The organism is Motilibacter aurantiacus (assembly GCF_011250645.1).
In the GTDB taxonomy this organism is placed as follows: Bacteria; Actinomycetota; Actinomycetes; order Motilibacterales; family Motilibacteraceae; genus Motilibacter_A; species Motilibacter_A aurantiacus.
The window spans coordinates 778817-794258 of sequence record NZ_JAANNO010000001.1 but is presented as its reverse complement, the minus strand read 5'-3'; the positions used below and the strand labels follow the sequence as shown (position 1 = coordinate 794258).

Here is a 15442-nt window from a genome sequence, read left to right as displayed (position 1 = left end):
TAGGGCGCATGTAGGACGGCACTCCCCAGGGACGTTCAAGGGCTCTCAGGAGAGGACGGGAGCGGCGTGGGAGGTGGCGTGCCACCACCGAGCGGAGCATCCGCCCTTAGCGACTCCCCGCCGCTGGCCACCGGAACCGTCTCTGCGCCCTCCATGCTGTTTGAGCGTAGTGCAGCAAGGCTGTCTACGGGCTGGGCCTTGAATTGCAAGTGCTCGGAATCAGGCAAGAAGAGCTTCGACGGCCAATTCGCCTTCGCCGAGCATTCTTTGCAGAGGTTGACTACATCCCACGCTGCGAGCTTCTGGTTACGGATTCGAGCGAGGGCGACGTTCACGAGGTCGAGGTGGTGCCGGTCGAGCGCAAACAGGGGATACTCGCGCCCATCCCAAACACCCTTAAACTCACGTGTCTCAAGTAGCAGTAGGTCTTCCAACGGGAAATCCGTTGTGTTCACTCCTGCATCGGCATCGCACTGCGCCATCGCCCAGGCGACCTCCACGGATAGCGTAAAATACCGCTGGGAGCAGGCTGAGAGAACGCGGAATCCCGTGTCGATACTGGGGCCGAAGTAGTCGAACAGATATTCGGGGGAGCGGGAAGCAAGGGCTTCGTCGTTCAGTTCGACGACGCCCTTGTCTGAGGTCTCTGTAAGAGGGTCGCGGGGAATCGAGCTCTCACTGTCCGGGCCGGGAAAGGTGGCAATGAATGCCCCGCCCTTCGTGGCGAGGGACACGTCATTAAGCACGTTTTCTTCATAGCTCTGCATGGCATTGAGCCAGATGCGTACGGCTGCGTAGACGTCCTTCTCTGACCGGACTTCACTGGTGAAGATGAGTTCATCGCCGACCGGCTTCCACAGAGTGAAGCCGGGGGTGTATGCCGCCTCCCGTGTGAGTTCACCCAGCATCTGGGGGAACTCGCGATAGAATGAGAGGAACGTCTTTTGCCAAAGGTTGCCCTGCTGTTGCTTGAAGCGAGTTGAACCCACGATGTCGCATGACAGGAACAGTAACGAGCGAGGACCCTGTGTAGTCACTTGAGTCCTAGCACCTCGGCGCGAACTTCGACCGCTGCGGGGGACACATCGAAGATGCGCGCTATCGCGAATACATCCCCAGCACAGCGGGCGTACGCCCGCTTGAACTTCTCCTCTGGCATCAACAACGATGAAGCGAAGACGTTTGCCTGCGTCTCCGCGTCGTTGCGGCTGCCGCGCCCGAAGCTGGCGGCAGAATCCCGCTCTGGGTGCAGGTAGTGAAGGAAGTAGTGCCCCAGCTCGTGCGCGATGGTGAACCGGTCACGGCGCGATGAGGTCACGTGCGGCAAGTAGATGATGAAGTCACCTGGGCCGTTGACGTGTAGCGACTCCTGGCTGTCCCCGTACGCGACCGTGCCCCCGAGTTTGCGGACGAGGTCGCGCACGTCTCCTGTCCCTAGGCGGTCATAGATCGCGTAGTGCTCGCCAACCCGTTCGGCGTACTCTCTGATTGCGGCGTAGGAGAGCTTCGACGCCTCCGTCACGGACGACACTTGCCACCCCTCAGTGCCTGTAGTTCGACTCGGCAGGCGTGTACCATCCGCTGCCGCTGTCCGCAGCGTACCGACTGGGGCCGACAACTCGGGGCTCTTTCGAACGTGTGATCGAGCACGTGTACCGGCAACGTCGGTTCTTGTCCCCCGCGTGCGTCCAGCTACCCAGCGTGTTGCACGGCGCAACCCTCTGCTCAGACCGCTAGGTGTTTGTCTGCGTCCGCTCACGCTCGGCCTCTCGCTTCGATCGCGAAGGGCAAGGCCAGGACGGTGGTAACCCCTGAGATGCGGCCCCGAGGTCGTGGACCTGCTGGCCGCGCTCAACACCGGGCACGACGGCGGCAGCGGCACGCTGCACGCGAACGCCCCCGCCGACGTGCCTGCCCGCGTCGAGGCCCTCGCCACCTCGGCCGGGCTCACCCGCGAAGCCGTGGCGAGCCAGCTGGGCGCGGCGCTCGACGCCGTCGTCCACGTCGCCCGCGGGCGCGAGGGCCGTCGTCACGTCGCCTCGGTGGGCGTGCTGAGGCGCGGGGCCGACGGCTTGTGCACCGTCGTCGAGGCGCTGACCCCGGCCGGTGCCGGCCCGGCGGCCGACGAGCTGGACCTGCTCCTCGCCCGGCGCGGCCGGTGAGCACCGGCGGGCGAGCGGGCGGGGGCGTGCTCGCCGCTCTTCCTGCTGGTGCGCTTCCTGCTCCCGCTGTCCTTCCTGCGCTGGCCGCCGTGGTGCTCGCGGGGCTCGCCGCTGCGTGCCTGGTGCGCCCGCCGGTCCGCCGGCTGCCGTTCCTCGCGCAGCTCGATCCGGGCGCTGCTCCCCGGCGTGACGGTGCGGGTGCCGTCGCCGGGGGGCCGCGTTCGGGTGCAGGTGCCGCAGCTGCGGGCTCTACGGCCGGCCCCGTCGGCCCCGTCGGCCCCGCCGAGCGCCGCCCGACGTCCCTGGCCGCCGCGCTACCGCTCGCTGCGGGCGGGCTCGTCGCCGCACTGGCCGGCCCCGTGCCGGGCCTGCTGGCCGGCGCAGCCGTGCTGGCCCTGCGGCTGCGCCGCCGGCGGGTCCGCGCCGCCACCGCCGAGGCGGCCGTCCGGGTCACCACGGTCGAGCTCTGCCTCGGCCTGGCTGCGAGCCTGCGGGCCGGGTCCCCGCCGGCGGCGGCGTTGGTCGACGCCGTGGACGGGCTGCCCGAGCACCCGGCGTTCGGCCGGCTCGCCGCGGCCGTCGCCGCCGGGGCGTCACCGGTCGACGCCTTCGAGCGGGCGGCGTCCACTCCGGGCGCCTCGGGCCTGCGCCGCGCCGCCGCGTGCTGGTCGGTCGCCTCCGGCACCGGCGCCGGGCTCGCGGTGGCGCTGGAGCGGGTCGCCGACGGGCTGCGTGCCGACGAAGGTGCCCGGCGCTCGATCAAGGCCCAGCTCGCCGGCCCGCGGTCGACGGCCCGGCTGCTCGGCGCGCTGCCGGTCGTCGGGGTCGGGATGGGGACGCTGCTGGGCGCGGCGCCGCTGGACGTGCTCCTCGGCTCGCTGCCGGGGCTCGCCTGCCTGACGGCCGGAGCCGTGCTCAGCGTCCTCGGCGTGGCCTGGACCGAGCGCATCGCCCGCGCCGCCGACCCGCTCTGAGCCGTGACGCCCTACGCCGTCCCGCTCGCCGCGGCGGCCGCCCTGCTCGCCGGCGCCGCCGCCTTCCTCGCCCTACCCCCGGCACGCGCCGCTCGCCGGGTGCTGGCGATCGACGCCGCGCGGGCGCCCGCCACGACACGCGCCGCCGGCATGCCTGTGCTCGCCCGTCCCGGCGTACGCCTGCCGGCGGTCGCGCTGGTGGGCGTCGCGGCGGCCGTCCTGGTCGGCGGTGTGCTCGGTGCCGCTCTGGGCACGCTCGTGGCGGCCGGGGCGTACCGGCTGCTGGCGGACCCGCGGCTCGCGCTCGACCGCGCGGGCCTGGCCAGGGAGAGCGGGGATGCCGTGGCGGCGGCCGACCTGCTCGCAGCCTGCCTGGCCGCCGGATGCCCGTTGGAGCCCGCGGTGCTCGCGGTGGCCGACGCCGTCGGCGGCCCGGTTGCCGGGACCCTGCGCGAGGCGGTCCTCGCCGTCCGGCTGGGGGCTGATCGGCGTACCGCCTGGCTCGCGGCCGGCACGGCCCGCCCTGCGCTCGCTCCGCTGGCCCGCGCCGTGAGTCGCAGCGCCACGAGCGGGGCCCCGTTGGCGCCGACCGTCAGCCGGGTGGCCGACGAGCAGCGGGCCGAGCGCCGGTGGCGTGCGGAGGCCGCGGCCGCCCGGGTGGGGACCCGTGCGGCGCTGCCGCTCGCGCTGTGCTTCCTGCCCGCCTTCGTCCTCGTCGGCGTCGTGCCGGTGGTCCTCGGTGTGGCCGGCCCGCTCCTCGGGGCGGCCTGAGCGCACTCCTCGTCCACAGCCGGCGAGTGCGTCCACAGATGCCCCTCGGCCCCGCCCGCGCACCCGTCGCGAACCCGACGCTGGGAGCTCAGCCGCTGATGCCATCAGCACCTACCGAAGGGACGACCCATGAAGCGACGACTCACCCTGCGCGGGCGGGACGCGGGCATGACCACTGCGGAGTACGCGGTCGGCACGATCGCCGCCTGCGGCTTCGCCGGCCTGCTGCTCAAGGTGGTCACCAGCGACACGGTCTCCTCGCTCCTGACCTCGGTCGTGCAGCGAGCGCTCGCGACGGCGGCCTGACGTGCGCCGAGGGCGAGGGCGGGCCACGGACCGGGGGAGCGTGACCGCCGAGGCCGCCCTCGCCCTGCCCGCGCTCTGCCTGGTGCTCGGGGCAGCGCTCTTCGTGCTTGTGGTGGGCATGGCCAAGTTGCAGTGCGCGGACGCGGCCCGGGCGGGCGCCCGGGTCGCGGCCCGGGGCGAGCCGAAGGGCAGCATCGAGGCCGCCGCGCGGTCGGTGGCCCCGTCCGGCGCGCGAGTCGGCGTCGAGACCTCGGCCGGCACCGTGCGCGTGACCGTCGACGTGGCCGTCGGCCCACCAGGGGTCCTGCGCCGCCTGGGCAGCGTCCGGCTCTCCGTCGACGCCGTGGCAGCGGTCGAGGAGCCGGGCCCTGCCATCCCGGCGGCACCGTCGTGAGGCCCTCGTCGCGGACCGGCCCGGGCGAGCGGAAGGGGACGGCAACACGGACCGGGACGGGATCACCGGCCGGGGTGCGGGCACCGGCCGGGGTGCGGGCACCGACCGGGGTGCGGGCACCGACCGGGGTGCGGGCACCGACCGGGCCGGCGGCACCGAGGCTGGGGGAGCAGTGGCCCGGGCGGGTGGCCGGCGAGGCCGGCCTGGCCACCGTCGTGGTCCTCGCCTCGTGCGCGGTGCTCCTGGTCGTCGCCGGTGCGGCGGCACTGCTCTCGGCGGCCGTCACGTCCCGGCACCGGGCCGCCGCGGCGGCCGACCTGGCCGCGCTGGCCGCCGTCGCCCGGCCGCAGGTGGGCGTCGGCCCCGGCAGTTGGGTCACCAGCGCAAGCGGTGGGTCGGCGGGGAGCGGGTGCACGCTCGCAGCGGAGATCGCCGTCGCGAACGGCGCGCGGGCCCGCTCGTGCGAGGTCTCCTTCGCTCCTCTTGCCGGCCTGTCGGAGACCGGCTCACCCGGACTCGTCGCCGACGTCGCGGTCGAGGTCGCGGTCCCGGGCTGGCCCCGCCCGGCGGTCGCGCGTGCCCGGGCCGGGCGCAGCTGGACCGTTGCTGCGGCCGCTCCGGTCGTCCCCGCGCCCGGTGGTCACCTCGCGCCTCGGCAGGGCGCCTCCGAGCGCCCGCGAGCCGCCGTCGCACCCCCTTGTCGGACCCCCACCGGCGCGACGTCGATCCGCCGGTCGGGCGCCTGCTCGCAACCGACCTCGGTCACGAGGCCGGGTTGGGGGCAGCCCGGTTCCGGCTACGCCTGGTCCTTCTGCGAGCCGGCCCGGGCGCGGCGCTCCGCGGCGGTGAGGTCGAGCGACTGCGCCGTCTGGCCCCGGCCGTCGCGGGGCAACGCGCTGGACCCCCCGGCCGGGGTGGTGTCGGTGCTGCCGGTGGCCGCCGGGGCCGGGGTGCTGCGCTGCTCACGCAGGGCCGACTCCAGCTCGGCCTTCTCGGCCTGCAGTCGCTCGACCTCCTGGGTGCGCCCGCGCTTGAGGCTCTTGATCTCATGACGCCGGCGCCGGGCGCGCGCGGTGGAGGCCTTGAGCAGCCAGAGCCCCACTCCGAACACGACGGCGGCGAGCACACCGGCGAAGAAGACCTCGCGGGCGGCGGTGTCCGCGGACACCCCGAGCATGTCGACCGTGACGGCCTCGTTGGCCTGCAGGGCCACGGCGACGGCGACGCCCACCGCCAGGGCGATGAGCAGGACGGCGATGACGATCACGGGATCCTCCTTCGGCGAGCTACCGCGGGAAGTTCCCCGAGCCGGCCCCGGGCATGCCTACGCCGACACGCGGCTGCGGCGTGCCCCGCAGGTCAGGCGATGCGCGCCCGGGATCCGAGCGCTGCCTCGCCCTCCGCCCGCTGGCCCGCCCCCGCCGCCGGCACCGGGCGCAGCTCGCCCGAGGCGTGCGAGCCTGCCGCCCCGCCGAAGCCTCCCGCCCCGTGCGAGCCTGCGGCCCCACCCGTGGCGTCCGTGCCGCCCGTGGTGGCGGTGCTCACCGTGCTCCCGGCCAGCAGCACGTCCAGCAGCCGGATCGCGGCGGCCTTGTCCAGTGGCTCGTTGCCGTTGCCGCACTTGGGCGACTGAACGCAGGCCGGGCAGCCGGCGGGGCAACGGCAGGCCCGCAGGGCCTCGCGGGTGGCGGTGAGCCAGCGCTGCGCCGACGCGTACCCGCGCTCGGCGAAGCCCGCGCCCCCGGGGTGACCGTCGTGGACGAAGACCGTGGTGCGCCCGGTGTCCTCGTGCAGGGCGGTGGACACCCCGCCGACGTCCCAGCGGTCGCACGTCGCGAACAGCGGCAGCAGGCCGATCGCCGCGTGCTCGGCCGCGTGGGCGGCGCCCGGCACGTCGGCGGGCTCGATGCCCGCGCGGGCCAGCTGCTCGTCCGTGACAGTCCACCAGACCGCCTTGGTCCGCAGCTGGCGGGCCGGCAGGTCGAGCGGCTCCTCCCCGAGGATCTCCCCGGTCAGCACCCGACGGCGCAGGAACGAGACCACCTGGCTGGTGACGTCGACGGTCCCGAACGACAGCGTCGCCTCCCCCCAGGGGCAGCTCGCCTCCTCGGCGACGACGCGGATGTCCGTCCGGTCGCGGGCCGACGTGGTCCAGTCCGGGTCGGCGGCCTCGACGACGGCGACCCCGTCCTCCAGGTCGAGCTCGCGCACCAGGTGCGCCTGGCCCATGTGCAGGTAGACGGCGCCCTCGTGCACGGCGCCGTGCGCGGCCCCGGCGTCCACCGTTCCCAGCAGCCGCCCGGTTCCCGCCTCCACGACGCGCACGGGCGCCCCGCCGGTGCCGCGCAGGTCGGCCAGGGCGGCGGCGCTCTCGTGGCGCGTCCAGAACCACCCCGTCGCCCGGCGGCGGAGCAGCCCGCGCTCGACGAGCCCGTCGAGCAGCCCGGGCATCGCCGCGCCGAACAATGCCGTGTCGGCGTCGGTCAGCGGCAGCTCGGCGGCGGCCGCGCACAGGTGCGGAGCCAGGACGTACGGGTTCTCCGGGTCCAGGACGGTGGCCTCGACCGGGCGGCCGAGGACCGCCTCCGGGTTGCTGACCAGGTAGGTGTCCAACGGGTCGTCGCGTGCCACGAGCACGGCGAGCGCCTCCTGCCCGGCACGCCCGGCCCGCCCGGCCTGCTGCCACAGCGAGGCGTGGGTGCCGGGCCAGCCGGCGATGAGGACGGCGTCCAGCCCGCTGACGTCCACGCCCAGCTCGAGCGCGTTGGTCGACGCCACCCCCAGCAGCCGCCCGCTGGTGAGCCCGGACTCGAGCGCACGCCGGTCCTCGGGCAGGTAGCCCGCGCGATAGGCGGCGACCCGCTGCGGCAGCGCGGCGTCGACCTCCTCGAGGCTGCGCCGGGCCTGGATGGACACCGACTCGGCGCCCTTGCGCGACCGGACGAACGCCAGCGTCCGCGTGCCCGAGACAACGAGGTCGGTCATGAGGTCGGCGGTCTCGGCCGTCGCCGTCCGGCGGACCGGCACGCCTCCCTCGCCACGGACCTCCGACAGCGGCGGCTGCCAGAGGGCGAAGGTGAGCGAGCCGCGGGGCGAGCCGTCGCGGGTGACCGCCTCCGTCTCCACACCGGTGAGGCGGCGGGCGAAGGCGGCCGGCTCGGCGACCGTGGCGGACGCCAGGACGAAGGTCGGTGAGGAGCCGTAGCGCGCGCAGACGCGCCGCAGCCGGCGCAGCACGGCCGCCACGTGCGAGCCGAAGACCCCGCGGTAGCCGTGGCACTCGTCCACCACCACGTAGCGCAGGGCCCGCAGGAACGTCGCCCAGCGCGCGTGGCCGGGCAGCAGCGTCCGGTGGAGCATGTCCGGGTTGGTCAGGACGTACGCCGCCCAGTCGCGGATCTGCGCCCGCTCCTCGCCGGGGGTGTCCCCGTCGTACGCGGCGGCGCGCAGGGCGGGCAGCCCGAGCTCGCCCAGCGCGCGCAGCTGGTCGTGCGCGAGCGCCTTCGTCGGCGACAGGTACAGGACGGTGGCCCCCCGTCCGGAGGGAGCGGCCGCCCCCTCCAGCACGGCGGTGGCCGCCGGCAGCAGGTAGGCGAGCGACTTGCCCGACGCGGTGCCGGTCGAGACGATCACCGACCGTCCCGCCCGTGCGTGCTCGGCCGTCCGGGCCTGGTGGCGCCACGGCCGGGCCACTCCGGCCCTCCCGAGCGCGGCCACCAGCTCCGGGGCGGCCCACTCCGGCCAGTCGGCCTCGTCGGCGACGCGCGCGGGCAGGTGCTCGACGTGGGTGAGCGAGTCCTCCCGCCCGGAGTGGGTCAGCAGCGCGCCGAGCGGGCCTCGGCGTACGGCTGCGGTCGGGTCGACAGGCACCGGACCAGGGTGCCTCACGGCACCGACAGAAGCGGCCGGCCGCGCCGGGAGCAGCGGTCGCGCGGGCGCCCGCGGGCACGAGGGGCTGGTCCGTGAGGGTGGCCCCGGGAGAGCGGCCCGACGGGAGGTGGTTGAATGCGTGGACGCGCTCGGAGCTCAATCCGGACTCGGTTACGTCATGGAGGACCCGTGGACCTGTCCCTGTCGAATCGCCCCGAGGGTGACAAGACGGTCGTCGAGGTGGGCGGCGAGATCGACGTCTACACCGCGCCCCGCCTGCGCGAGCAGCTCGTCGACCTCGTTGCGGACGGCAAGTACCACCTCGTCGTGGACATGGAGCGGGTGGACTTCCTGGACTCGACGGGCCTCGGTGTGCTCGTCGGCGGCCTGAAGCGCGTCCGCGCCCACGACGGCTCGCTGCGCCTGGTGTGCACCCAGGAGCGCATCCTGAAGATCTTCCGCATCACCGGGCTGACCAAGGTCTTCCCGATCCACGACTCGGTCGAGGACGCCCTCGCTGCGTCCGACTGACCCGGTGGACCGTCCCAGCATGACGACCGTCACGGTCCGGTTCAGCGCCCTGCCCGCACACGTCCGCACCGCGCGGCTGGTGGCCGCTGCGGTCGCCCGCCGGTCCGGGGTGGACGAGGGTGTGCTCGACGAGGTCCGGCTCGCCGTGGGCGAGGCGTGCTCGCGAGCGGTGGACCTGCACCAGCGACACTCCCCGGACGTCCCGGTGACCCTGCAGCTGACCGACGCCGGCACGTCGTTCCGGGTCGAGGTCGTCGACGCCGCGTCGCCCGACGCCGAGCCGGACGCCTCGCTCGTCGACCTCGCCGAGACGGCGGAGTCGCCCGACGGCCTCGACGGCGGCGCGCTGCCATCCAACGTCGGCATCGCGGTGATCAGCGGCCTGGTCGACGACCTGGCCGTGGAGCGCCGGGGTGACGGCCTGGCCCTGCGTATGACGTGGCCGCTGAGCGGCTCGGCCAAGGGCGGCGTGGCGCCGACGTCGGCGACCGCGAGCTAGGAGTGCGCGCGGAGCCCGCCCGCGCGAGGAGAAGCACGACCAGTGGCGCACTGCTCCGGCGGTGCGCCACTCGTCGTATCCGGCCGCGGACGCCGCGCGACTCGACACACCGTCCTGCTTCCGGGGGCTGATCGCCCCGCTTCCTCCCGGGTACGCGTAAACTCCCGCGCCACTGGTAGGCCCGCCCGCCAGCAGCCCCGCGTGCCCCTCCGTGGCAGCCGCCGCGAGGACCGCGTGCCGACGTCAAGGAGGACGTATGCCCGGGCCACACATCGCCGCCGACAGCGGCGCGGTGGACTCGCTCTCGAGCGGAAATCTCACGATCGTGGGAGTGGTGGCGGCAGTGGCCGTCGTCGCGCTCGTCGTCGCCGCCGTGTTCCGCCGCGAGGTCCTCGCGGCCGCGGAGGGCACGACGCGGATGCAGGAGATCGCCAAGGCGGTCCAAGAGGGCGCGGCGGCGTACCTCAATCGGCAGTTCCGCACCCTCGGCGTCTTCGTCGTGATCGTGTTCCTGCTGCTGTTCGCGCTGCCGGGCGACGCCGACGTGCGCATCGGCCGCTCGATCTTCTTCCTCGTCGGCGCCGGGTTCTCCGCCGCCATCGGCTACCTCGGCATGTCGCTCGCCGTCCGCGCCAACGTGCGCGTCGCGGCCGCCGCGCGCGACAAGGGTGCCGAGGACGCGATGCGGGTGGGCTTCCGCACCGGCGGGGTCGTCGGCATGGCGACCGTCGGGCTCGGCCTGCTCGGCGCCGCCGTCGTCGTGCTGATCTACCGCGCCGACGCGCCCAGCGTGCTCGAGGGCTTCGGCTTCGGCGCGGCGCTGCTCGCGATGTTCATGCGCGTGGGCGGCGGCATCTTCACCAAGGCCGCCGACGTGGGCGCCGACCTGGTCGGGAAGGTCGAGCAGAACATCCCCGAGGACGACCCGCGCAACGCCGCGACCATCGCCGACAACGTGGGCGACAACGTCGGTGACTGCGCCGGGATGGCCGCCGACCTCTTCGAGTCGTACGCCGTGATGCTCGTCGCCGCGCTCATCCTGGGCAAGGCGGCGTTCGGGGAGGAGGGGCTGGTCTTCCCGCTCATCGTCCCCGCGCTCGGCGCGGTGACCGCGGTGCTCGGCATCCTGCTCACCCGTGCCCGTCCCGGGGAGAGCGGCCTCACCGCGATCAACCGGGCGTTCTACATCTCCGCGGTCGTCGCGGCCGTGCTGTGCGCGATCGCGGCGTTCGTCTACCTGCCGGGCTCCTTCGACGAGCTCACCGACGCCACGACGAGCGACGCCAACCCGCGCGTCGTCGCCATCGTGGCCGTGGTCCTCGGCATCGTCCTGGCCTCGGTCATCCTCGCCCTCACCGGCTACTTCACCGGCACGGACAAGAAGCCGACCCAGGACGTCGCCGAGACCTCGCTCACCGGCCCCGCCACGGTGGTCCTCTCGGGCATCAGCCTCGGCCTGGAGTCGGCGGTCTACACGGCGCTCGTCATCGGGGCGGCGGTCTACGGCGCGTTCCTGCTCGGCAGCGGCTCGGTCATCGTCTCGCTGTTCGCCATCTCTCTCGCCGGCTGTGGCCTGCTCACCACCGTCGGCGTCATCGTGGCCATGGACACCTTCGGGCCGGTCTCGGACAACGCTCAGGGCATCGCGGAGATGTCGGGGGACGTCACGGGCAAGGGGGCGCGGATCCTCACCGACCTCGACGCCGTCGGCAACACGACGAAGGCCATCACCAAGGGCATCGCGATCGCCACCGCCGTGCTGGCCGCGACGGCGCTGTTCGGCTCCTACACGGACGCCTGGCAGACCGCGGTCGACGACACGGGCGTCTCGCTGGCGTCCCTCAGCGAGTCGATGCAGCAGCGGTTCACGCTGGACATCGCGAACCCGAACAACCTCGTCGGCCTCGTCGTCGGCGCGGCCGTCGTCTTCCTCTTCTCCGGGCTCGCCATCACCGCTGTCTCCCGGGCGGCAGGCGCGGTCGTCTACGAGGTGCGCAAGCAGTTCCGCGACAACCCCGGCATCATGACCGGCCAGACCCGCCCGGAGTACGGCCGCGTCGTCGACATCTGCACCCGCGACTCGCTGCGCGAGCTGGCCACCCCCGGCCTGCTCGCCGTGATGGCGCCGATCGCGGTCGGCTTCGGGCTGGGCATCGGCGCGCTCGCGGCGTACCTCGCCGGCGCCATCGCCTGCGGCACGCTGATGGCGGTCTTCCTGGCCAACTCCGGCGGTGCCTGGGACAACGCCAAGAAGCTCGTCGAGGACGGCGCGCACGGCGGGAAGGGCTCGGAGGCGCACGCGGCCACGGTCATCGGCGACACGGTCGGCGACCCGTTCAAGGACACCGCCGGCCCGGCGATCAACCCGCTCATCAAGGTGATGAACCTCGTCGCGGTCCTCATCGCGCCGGCGATCGTGCAGCTCAGCATCGGCGAGGACGCGAGCACGCCCGTCCGCCTGGCGATCTCGCTGCTGGCCGTGGCGATCATCGTCGCCGCCGTCACCGTCAGCCGGCGCCGCGGGCTGGCCGCCGCGACGAGTGACGCCGAGCCGGAGGCCGCTAGCCTCGCCAGGTGACGCCCAGCTCCGAGAGCACCAGCACCACGACAGGCACGGCGACAGGGACGGGCGGGGCCGAGCGGCCCTTCCCGTCCCTGTCCCGTGAGGACGCCCGTGCGCTGCGAGCCGCCTTCGTCCGCGCCGGCTACACAGCGGACGCGGTGCTCGAGCTGCTGGGCCCGGCGGCGCAGGCCGCGCTGGAGCGCAACGAGGGGGTGCCGGCGCGCCGCCGCACCTCCCGGCCGGAGGTCGCGGGCCGGCCGCTGACGACGCTGGCCCGGCTCTTCCTCCTCCAGCTGCCGGTGCCGGAGGACGACGCGGCCGCCGCTCTGCCGCTCGAGGCGGCCGTCGCGGGCGGGCTAGTGACCCGGCGGGACGGGTGGGTCCGCGCCGAGCTCGACGTCCGGCCGTACGGCGCCGACGATGCCCCCGCGGACGGCTGGTACGTCGTCGGGGACCTGGACAGCCGGCTGGACGGCACGGCCCGGGAGGTACGCCGTGACCACGTCCTCGGAGTCGGCGGGGCGAGCGCGACCCTGGCCCAGATCACCCCGCGCGACGGGGTGGGACGTGCGCTCGACCTCGGCACCGGCGGCGGGGTGCAGGCGCTGCACCTGACCCGGCACGCCGGTGCCGTCGTCGCCACCGACGTCCTGCCGCGCGCGCTCGCACTCGCCCGGCTGACCGCCGCGCTCAACGAGGTCGAGCTCGACCTGCGCGAGGGCAGCCTGGTCGAGCCGGTCGCGGGGGAGACGTTCGACCTCGTGGTGTCGAACCCGCCGTTCGTCATCGGGGCGCCCGAGGTGCACACCTACCGCGACGCGGGCCTGCCGCTGGACACCCTGTGCCGGCAGCTGCTGGCCGAGGTGCCGCCGCTGCTCGCCGAGGGCGGCCTCTTCGTGATGATCGGGGACTGGGTACGCCTGCGCGGCGAGCAGCCGCACGAGCGGGCGCGGGGGTGGCTCCCGACCGGCGAGAGCTTCGAGTCGCTGCTCGTGGTCCGCGACGAGGAGGACCCGGCGGCGTACGTCTCGACCTGGCTGCGTGACGCCGGCGAGCAGGGCGCGTCCGACGCGACCGAGCGCTACGACCGCTGGCTGGCCGGGCTCGAGGAGGCCGGGGTCGAGGCGGTCGAGTTCGGCTGGTTCCTCGTCCGCCGTCGCGGGAGCGGGCCGGCGCGCCAGGTCGTGCTCGACTGGCCGCACCCGGTCGAGCAGCCGGCGGCCTGGTGGCTGAGCGATCGGCTGGACGCCGAGCGCTGGCTGGCCGAGCGCGACGACCCGGCCCTGCTGCAGGCGCGGCTCCGCGTCCGCGACGACGTCGTGCAGGAGCAGCACGGCGAGCCGGGGGCGGAGGAGCCGTCGACGATCGTGCTTCGCCAGCAGCGCGGGCAGCGGGCGGCCGACTCCGTCTCCACCGAGGCCGCCGCGCTCGTGGGCGCGAGCGACGGGACGCTGCCGGTGGGCGCGCTGGTGGAAGCGGTCGCGCAGGTGCTCGAGCAGGACCCGGGGGAGCTGCGGCCACGGCTGCTCGGGGAGCTGCGCGGGCTGGTCCGCTGCGGCACGCTGGTTCCTGTCGAGCCCGGCTGAGGCGAGCCCCGGACGTGAGCGCGCCCTGCCGCCCGGAAGGAGCCTTCCGGGCGGCAGGGCGCAGGTGATGCGGAGGTCAGGCCGCCGGCTCGAAGGCGGCGTCCCCGACCCGGACGACCTGCCCGGCGCTCGGCATGCCGATGAAGACGGCGACCGACCAGGCGGACGCGTACAGCGCGCCGTCGTGGAAGGCGAGCCCGGAAGGCATCGTCACCTGCGCGTACGTGCGGGTGCGCTCGGCGTCCGGGGCGACCTTGATGATGCGGCCGATGTCGGAGGGGTCGGCGCCCGGGGGCGGCGGCTCGCTCCCGCCGGGGAAGCCGTGCAGCATCTCCGAGACGTAGACCGACCCGTCGTCACCGACGGCGACCCCGGTCGGCGAGCTGAAGCCGTCGAGGAAGTCGATGACCGAGCCATCGGCGCGCACGTGGTAGACGCGGCCGGCCTCGGGCACCTCCGACTGGAAGGTCGAGACGTAGTAGGTGCCGTCGGGAGCCTTCGCGATGCCGGTCGGGACCGGGTCGCAGCCCACCGTGCCGGGGTTGTTCGGCAGCCCCTCGCAGGCGCCGGTCGTGACGACGCCGGGGTTGAACCACGTCTTGGTGCGGCCGTTCTTCCGGTCCACCGAGTAGACGACGTTCGCGCCGGCGTCGGCGACGAGGATCTTGGACGTGTCGGCGAGGACGTAGTACGGGTTCGAGAGCGACTCGTACGGGTTGCCGTTCGGCGCGTACTGCGCCTGGCCGTCGGGGTTGTTGGCCTTCTCGTAGGCCAGCAGGTCCGATACCAGCGTGACGTCGCCGTGCTTGACCTCCGCCAGGTTGAACCCCTGGGCCGGGTCGGTCGGGTCGCCGATGCCGATCCCGGTCTCGCCCTGTGCGACGTAGAGCGCGCTGCCGCGGGCGTCGACGCCCTGCAGGGCGGTGAGGCCCGTCGCGAGGGCCTTGGTCCTGCCGTTCCTCACGTTGAGCTCGGTGACCCGGCCGTTGTCGGACTCGGCCACGACGAGCTTGCTGTCGCTGCTGAACTGGATCTCGCGCGGGCCTTCCAGCCCGCTGGCCAGGACGGTCACGGCGCCGTCGGCGGCCCCTGCGGCCGGCGCGGACAGCACTCCCGCGACGGCGAGCGCGCCTGCGCCCATGGCCAGCAGCGGTGTTCGAAGTCGAAGCATGCAGCAAGTCCTTGTCTGAAGAAGGAGACGGAGCCTTGCGTTCCGGCCGCGTCCTCACGCCGGCCGGACGGGCCGGCGACCGGGCCACGTGACCGCGCCCGCAGGTCGTGCGGGCGTGGCGGAGGGACGGGCGACGGGGGGCATGCTTGCACTTCCGGCGCACCCGCGCCACGCAATGGCTCCGGAATTCCGGGTGCCGTTCGGGGAGAGACCGATCAGTTCACCGCTGATACATGCACCTTTCATCGGTGTAGATGTCTTCGGCCAACTATGGATGGCTGAGTTGACCGGGCCTGGGCGCGGGCGGAGCCGGCGGGCGATGCCGGGCAGCGTCCCGGACGGGCGCCACCTGTGTCCGCTGCCTGAAAGTCGATGCATCAAGCATGGGTCGGACGGCTCCTTTACGACCGTAGGCGGCGAGACGTGACCGGAAAGATCTACGACTGGCCGGGATTGGGGGGTGAGCACCCCTTGTTCAGAAGTGCGGCAATGGGTACGGTGGCCGCTCGGGCGGTCGTGGAAGCACTGGGAAGGGTGCTCGTCCCGCCGGCCTCTCGGTCGGCCGGCCTGCCAGGTGCCGGGCCCGCGTCGTCCGCAATGTCGATTCCCCTGAAC

The 15442-nt window shown here is 74.0% G+C and carries 14 protein-coding genes; 9 read left to right on the top strand and 5 right to left on the bottom strand.

Annotation, left to right across the window (positions count from 1 at the left end; all coding sequences use genetic code 11):
• Positions 1 to 35: 35 nt before the first annotated feature.
• Positions 36 to 1037: a hypothetical protein gene (locus tag G9H72_RS03615; RefSeq protein ID WP_166167390.1), complete on the bottom strand. Its 1002-nt coding sequence runs from the start codon at positions 1035 to 1037 to the stop codon at positions 36 to 38.
• Entirely contained in the window at positions 1034 to 1531 is a 498-nt protein-coding gene (locus tag G9H72_RS22205) for an ImmA/IrrE family metallo-endopeptidase (protein ID WP_166167387.1), read from the bottom strand. Before G9H72_RS22205 ends, G9H72_RS03615 begins: the two co-directional genes overlap by 4 nt.
• A gap of 301 nt (positions 1532 to 1832) precedes the next feature.
• On the opposite strand from G9H72_RS22205, the gene G9H72_RS03605 reads away from it, so the two are divergent.
• From G9H72_RS03605 to G9H72_RS03585, 5 genes are all read left to right on the top strand, one after another.
• Positions 1833 to 2162 carry an ATPase, T2SS/T4P/T4SS family gene (locus tag G9H72_RS03605; protein WP_331271942.1) on the top strand — a complete coding sequence of 110 codons (330 nt, stop codon included), beginning with the start codon at positions 1833 to 1835 and terminating at the stop codon, positions 2160 to 2162.
• Positions 2159 to 3136 carry a type II secretion system F family protein gene (locus G9H72_RS22200; protein ID WP_166167384.1) on the top strand — a complete coding sequence of 326 codons (978 nt, stop codon included), beginning with the start codon at positions 2159 to 2161 and terminating at the stop codon, positions 3134 to 3136. The genes G9H72_RS03605 and G9H72_RS22200 overlap by 4 nt, the downstream gene beginning before the upstream one ends.
• A 3-nt stretch (positions 3137 to 3139) precedes the next feature.
• The gene (locus G9H72_RS03595) at positions 3140 to 3907 is read left to right on the top strand and encodes a type II secretion system F family protein (protein WP_331271941.1); all 768 of its coding nucleotides are present in this window, start codon (positions 3140 to 3142) and stop codon (positions 3905 to 3907) included.
• A gap of 129 nt (positions 3908 to 4036) precedes the next feature.
• Entirely contained in the window at positions 4037 to 4213 is a 177-nt protein-coding gene (locus G9H72_RS03590) for a DUF4244 domain-containing protein (RefSeq protein WP_166167381.1), read from the top strand.
• Between the two features lie 40 nt (positions 4214 to 4253).
• Positions 4254 to 4607 carry a TadE family type IV pilus minor pilin gene (locus tag G9H72_RS03585; RefSeq protein WP_331271940.1) on the top strand — a complete coding sequence of 118 codons (354 nt, stop codon included), beginning with the start codon at positions 4254 to 4256 and terminating at the stop codon, positions 4605 to 4607.
• A 796-nt stretch (positions 4608 to 5403) separates the two neighbouring features.
• Here G9H72_RS03585 and G9H72_RS03580 read toward each other — a convergent pair.
• Together G9H72_RS03580 and G9H72_RS03575 are read right to left on the bottom strand one after the other, a co-directional pair.
• Positions 5404 to 5874 (bottom strand): hypothetical protein, encoded by a 471-nt coding sequence (locus G9H72_RS03580; RefSeq protein ID WP_166167375.1) that lies wholly within the window; start codon positions 5872 to 5874, stop codon positions 5404 to 5406.
• Positions 5875 to 5966: 92 nt separating this feature from the next.
• A complete protein-coding gene (locus G9H72_RS03575; RefSeq protein WP_331271939.1) occupies positions 5967 to 8477 on the bottom strand; it encodes a DEAD/DEAH box helicase in 2511 nt (836 codons plus the stop codon).
• Positions 8478 to 8666: 189 nt separating this feature from the next.
• Between G9H72_RS03575 and G9H72_RS03570 the strand changes: the two genes are divergently transcribed.
• The 4 genes from G9H72_RS03570 (at position 8667) to G9H72_RS03555 (ending at position 13656) form a co-directional block, all read left to right on the top strand.
• A complete protein-coding gene (locus G9H72_RS03570; protein WP_166167373.1) occupies positions 8667 to 9008 on the top strand; it encodes an STAS domain-containing protein in 342 nt (113 codons plus the stop codon).
• A gap of 19 nt (positions 9009 to 9027) precedes the next feature.
• The gene (locus tag G9H72_RS03565; RefSeq protein ID WP_166167370.1) at positions 9028 to 9507 is read left to right on the top strand and encodes an ATP-binding protein; all 480 of its coding nucleotides are present in this window, start codon (positions 9028 to 9030) and stop codon (positions 9505 to 9507) included.
• Between the two features lie 256 nt (positions 9508 to 9763).
• The gene (locus G9H72_RS03560) at positions 9764 to 12085 is read left to right on the top strand and encodes a sodium-translocating pyrophosphatase (RefSeq protein WP_166167367.1); all 2322 of its coding nucleotides are present in this window, start codon (positions 9764 to 9766) and stop codon (positions 12083 to 12085) included.
• Positions 12082 to 13656: a DUF7059 domain-containing protein gene (locus tag G9H72_RS03555; protein WP_331271938.1), complete on the top strand. Its 1575-nt coding sequence runs from the start codon at positions 12082 to 12084 to the stop codon at positions 13654 to 13656. Before G9H72_RS03560 ends, G9H72_RS03555 begins: the two co-directional genes overlap by 4 nt.
• A 76-nt stretch (positions 13657 to 13732) precedes the next feature.
• Here the strand turns inward: G9H72_RS03555 and G9H72_RS03550 are convergent, their stop codons facing one another.
• The gene (locus G9H72_RS03550) at positions 13733 to 14827 is read right to left on the bottom strand and encodes a ScyD/ScyE family protein (RefSeq protein ID WP_166167364.1); all 1095 of its coding nucleotides are present in this window, start codon (positions 14825 to 14827) and stop codon (positions 13733 to 13735) included.
• Positions 14828 to 15442: the final 615 nt, after the last annotated feature.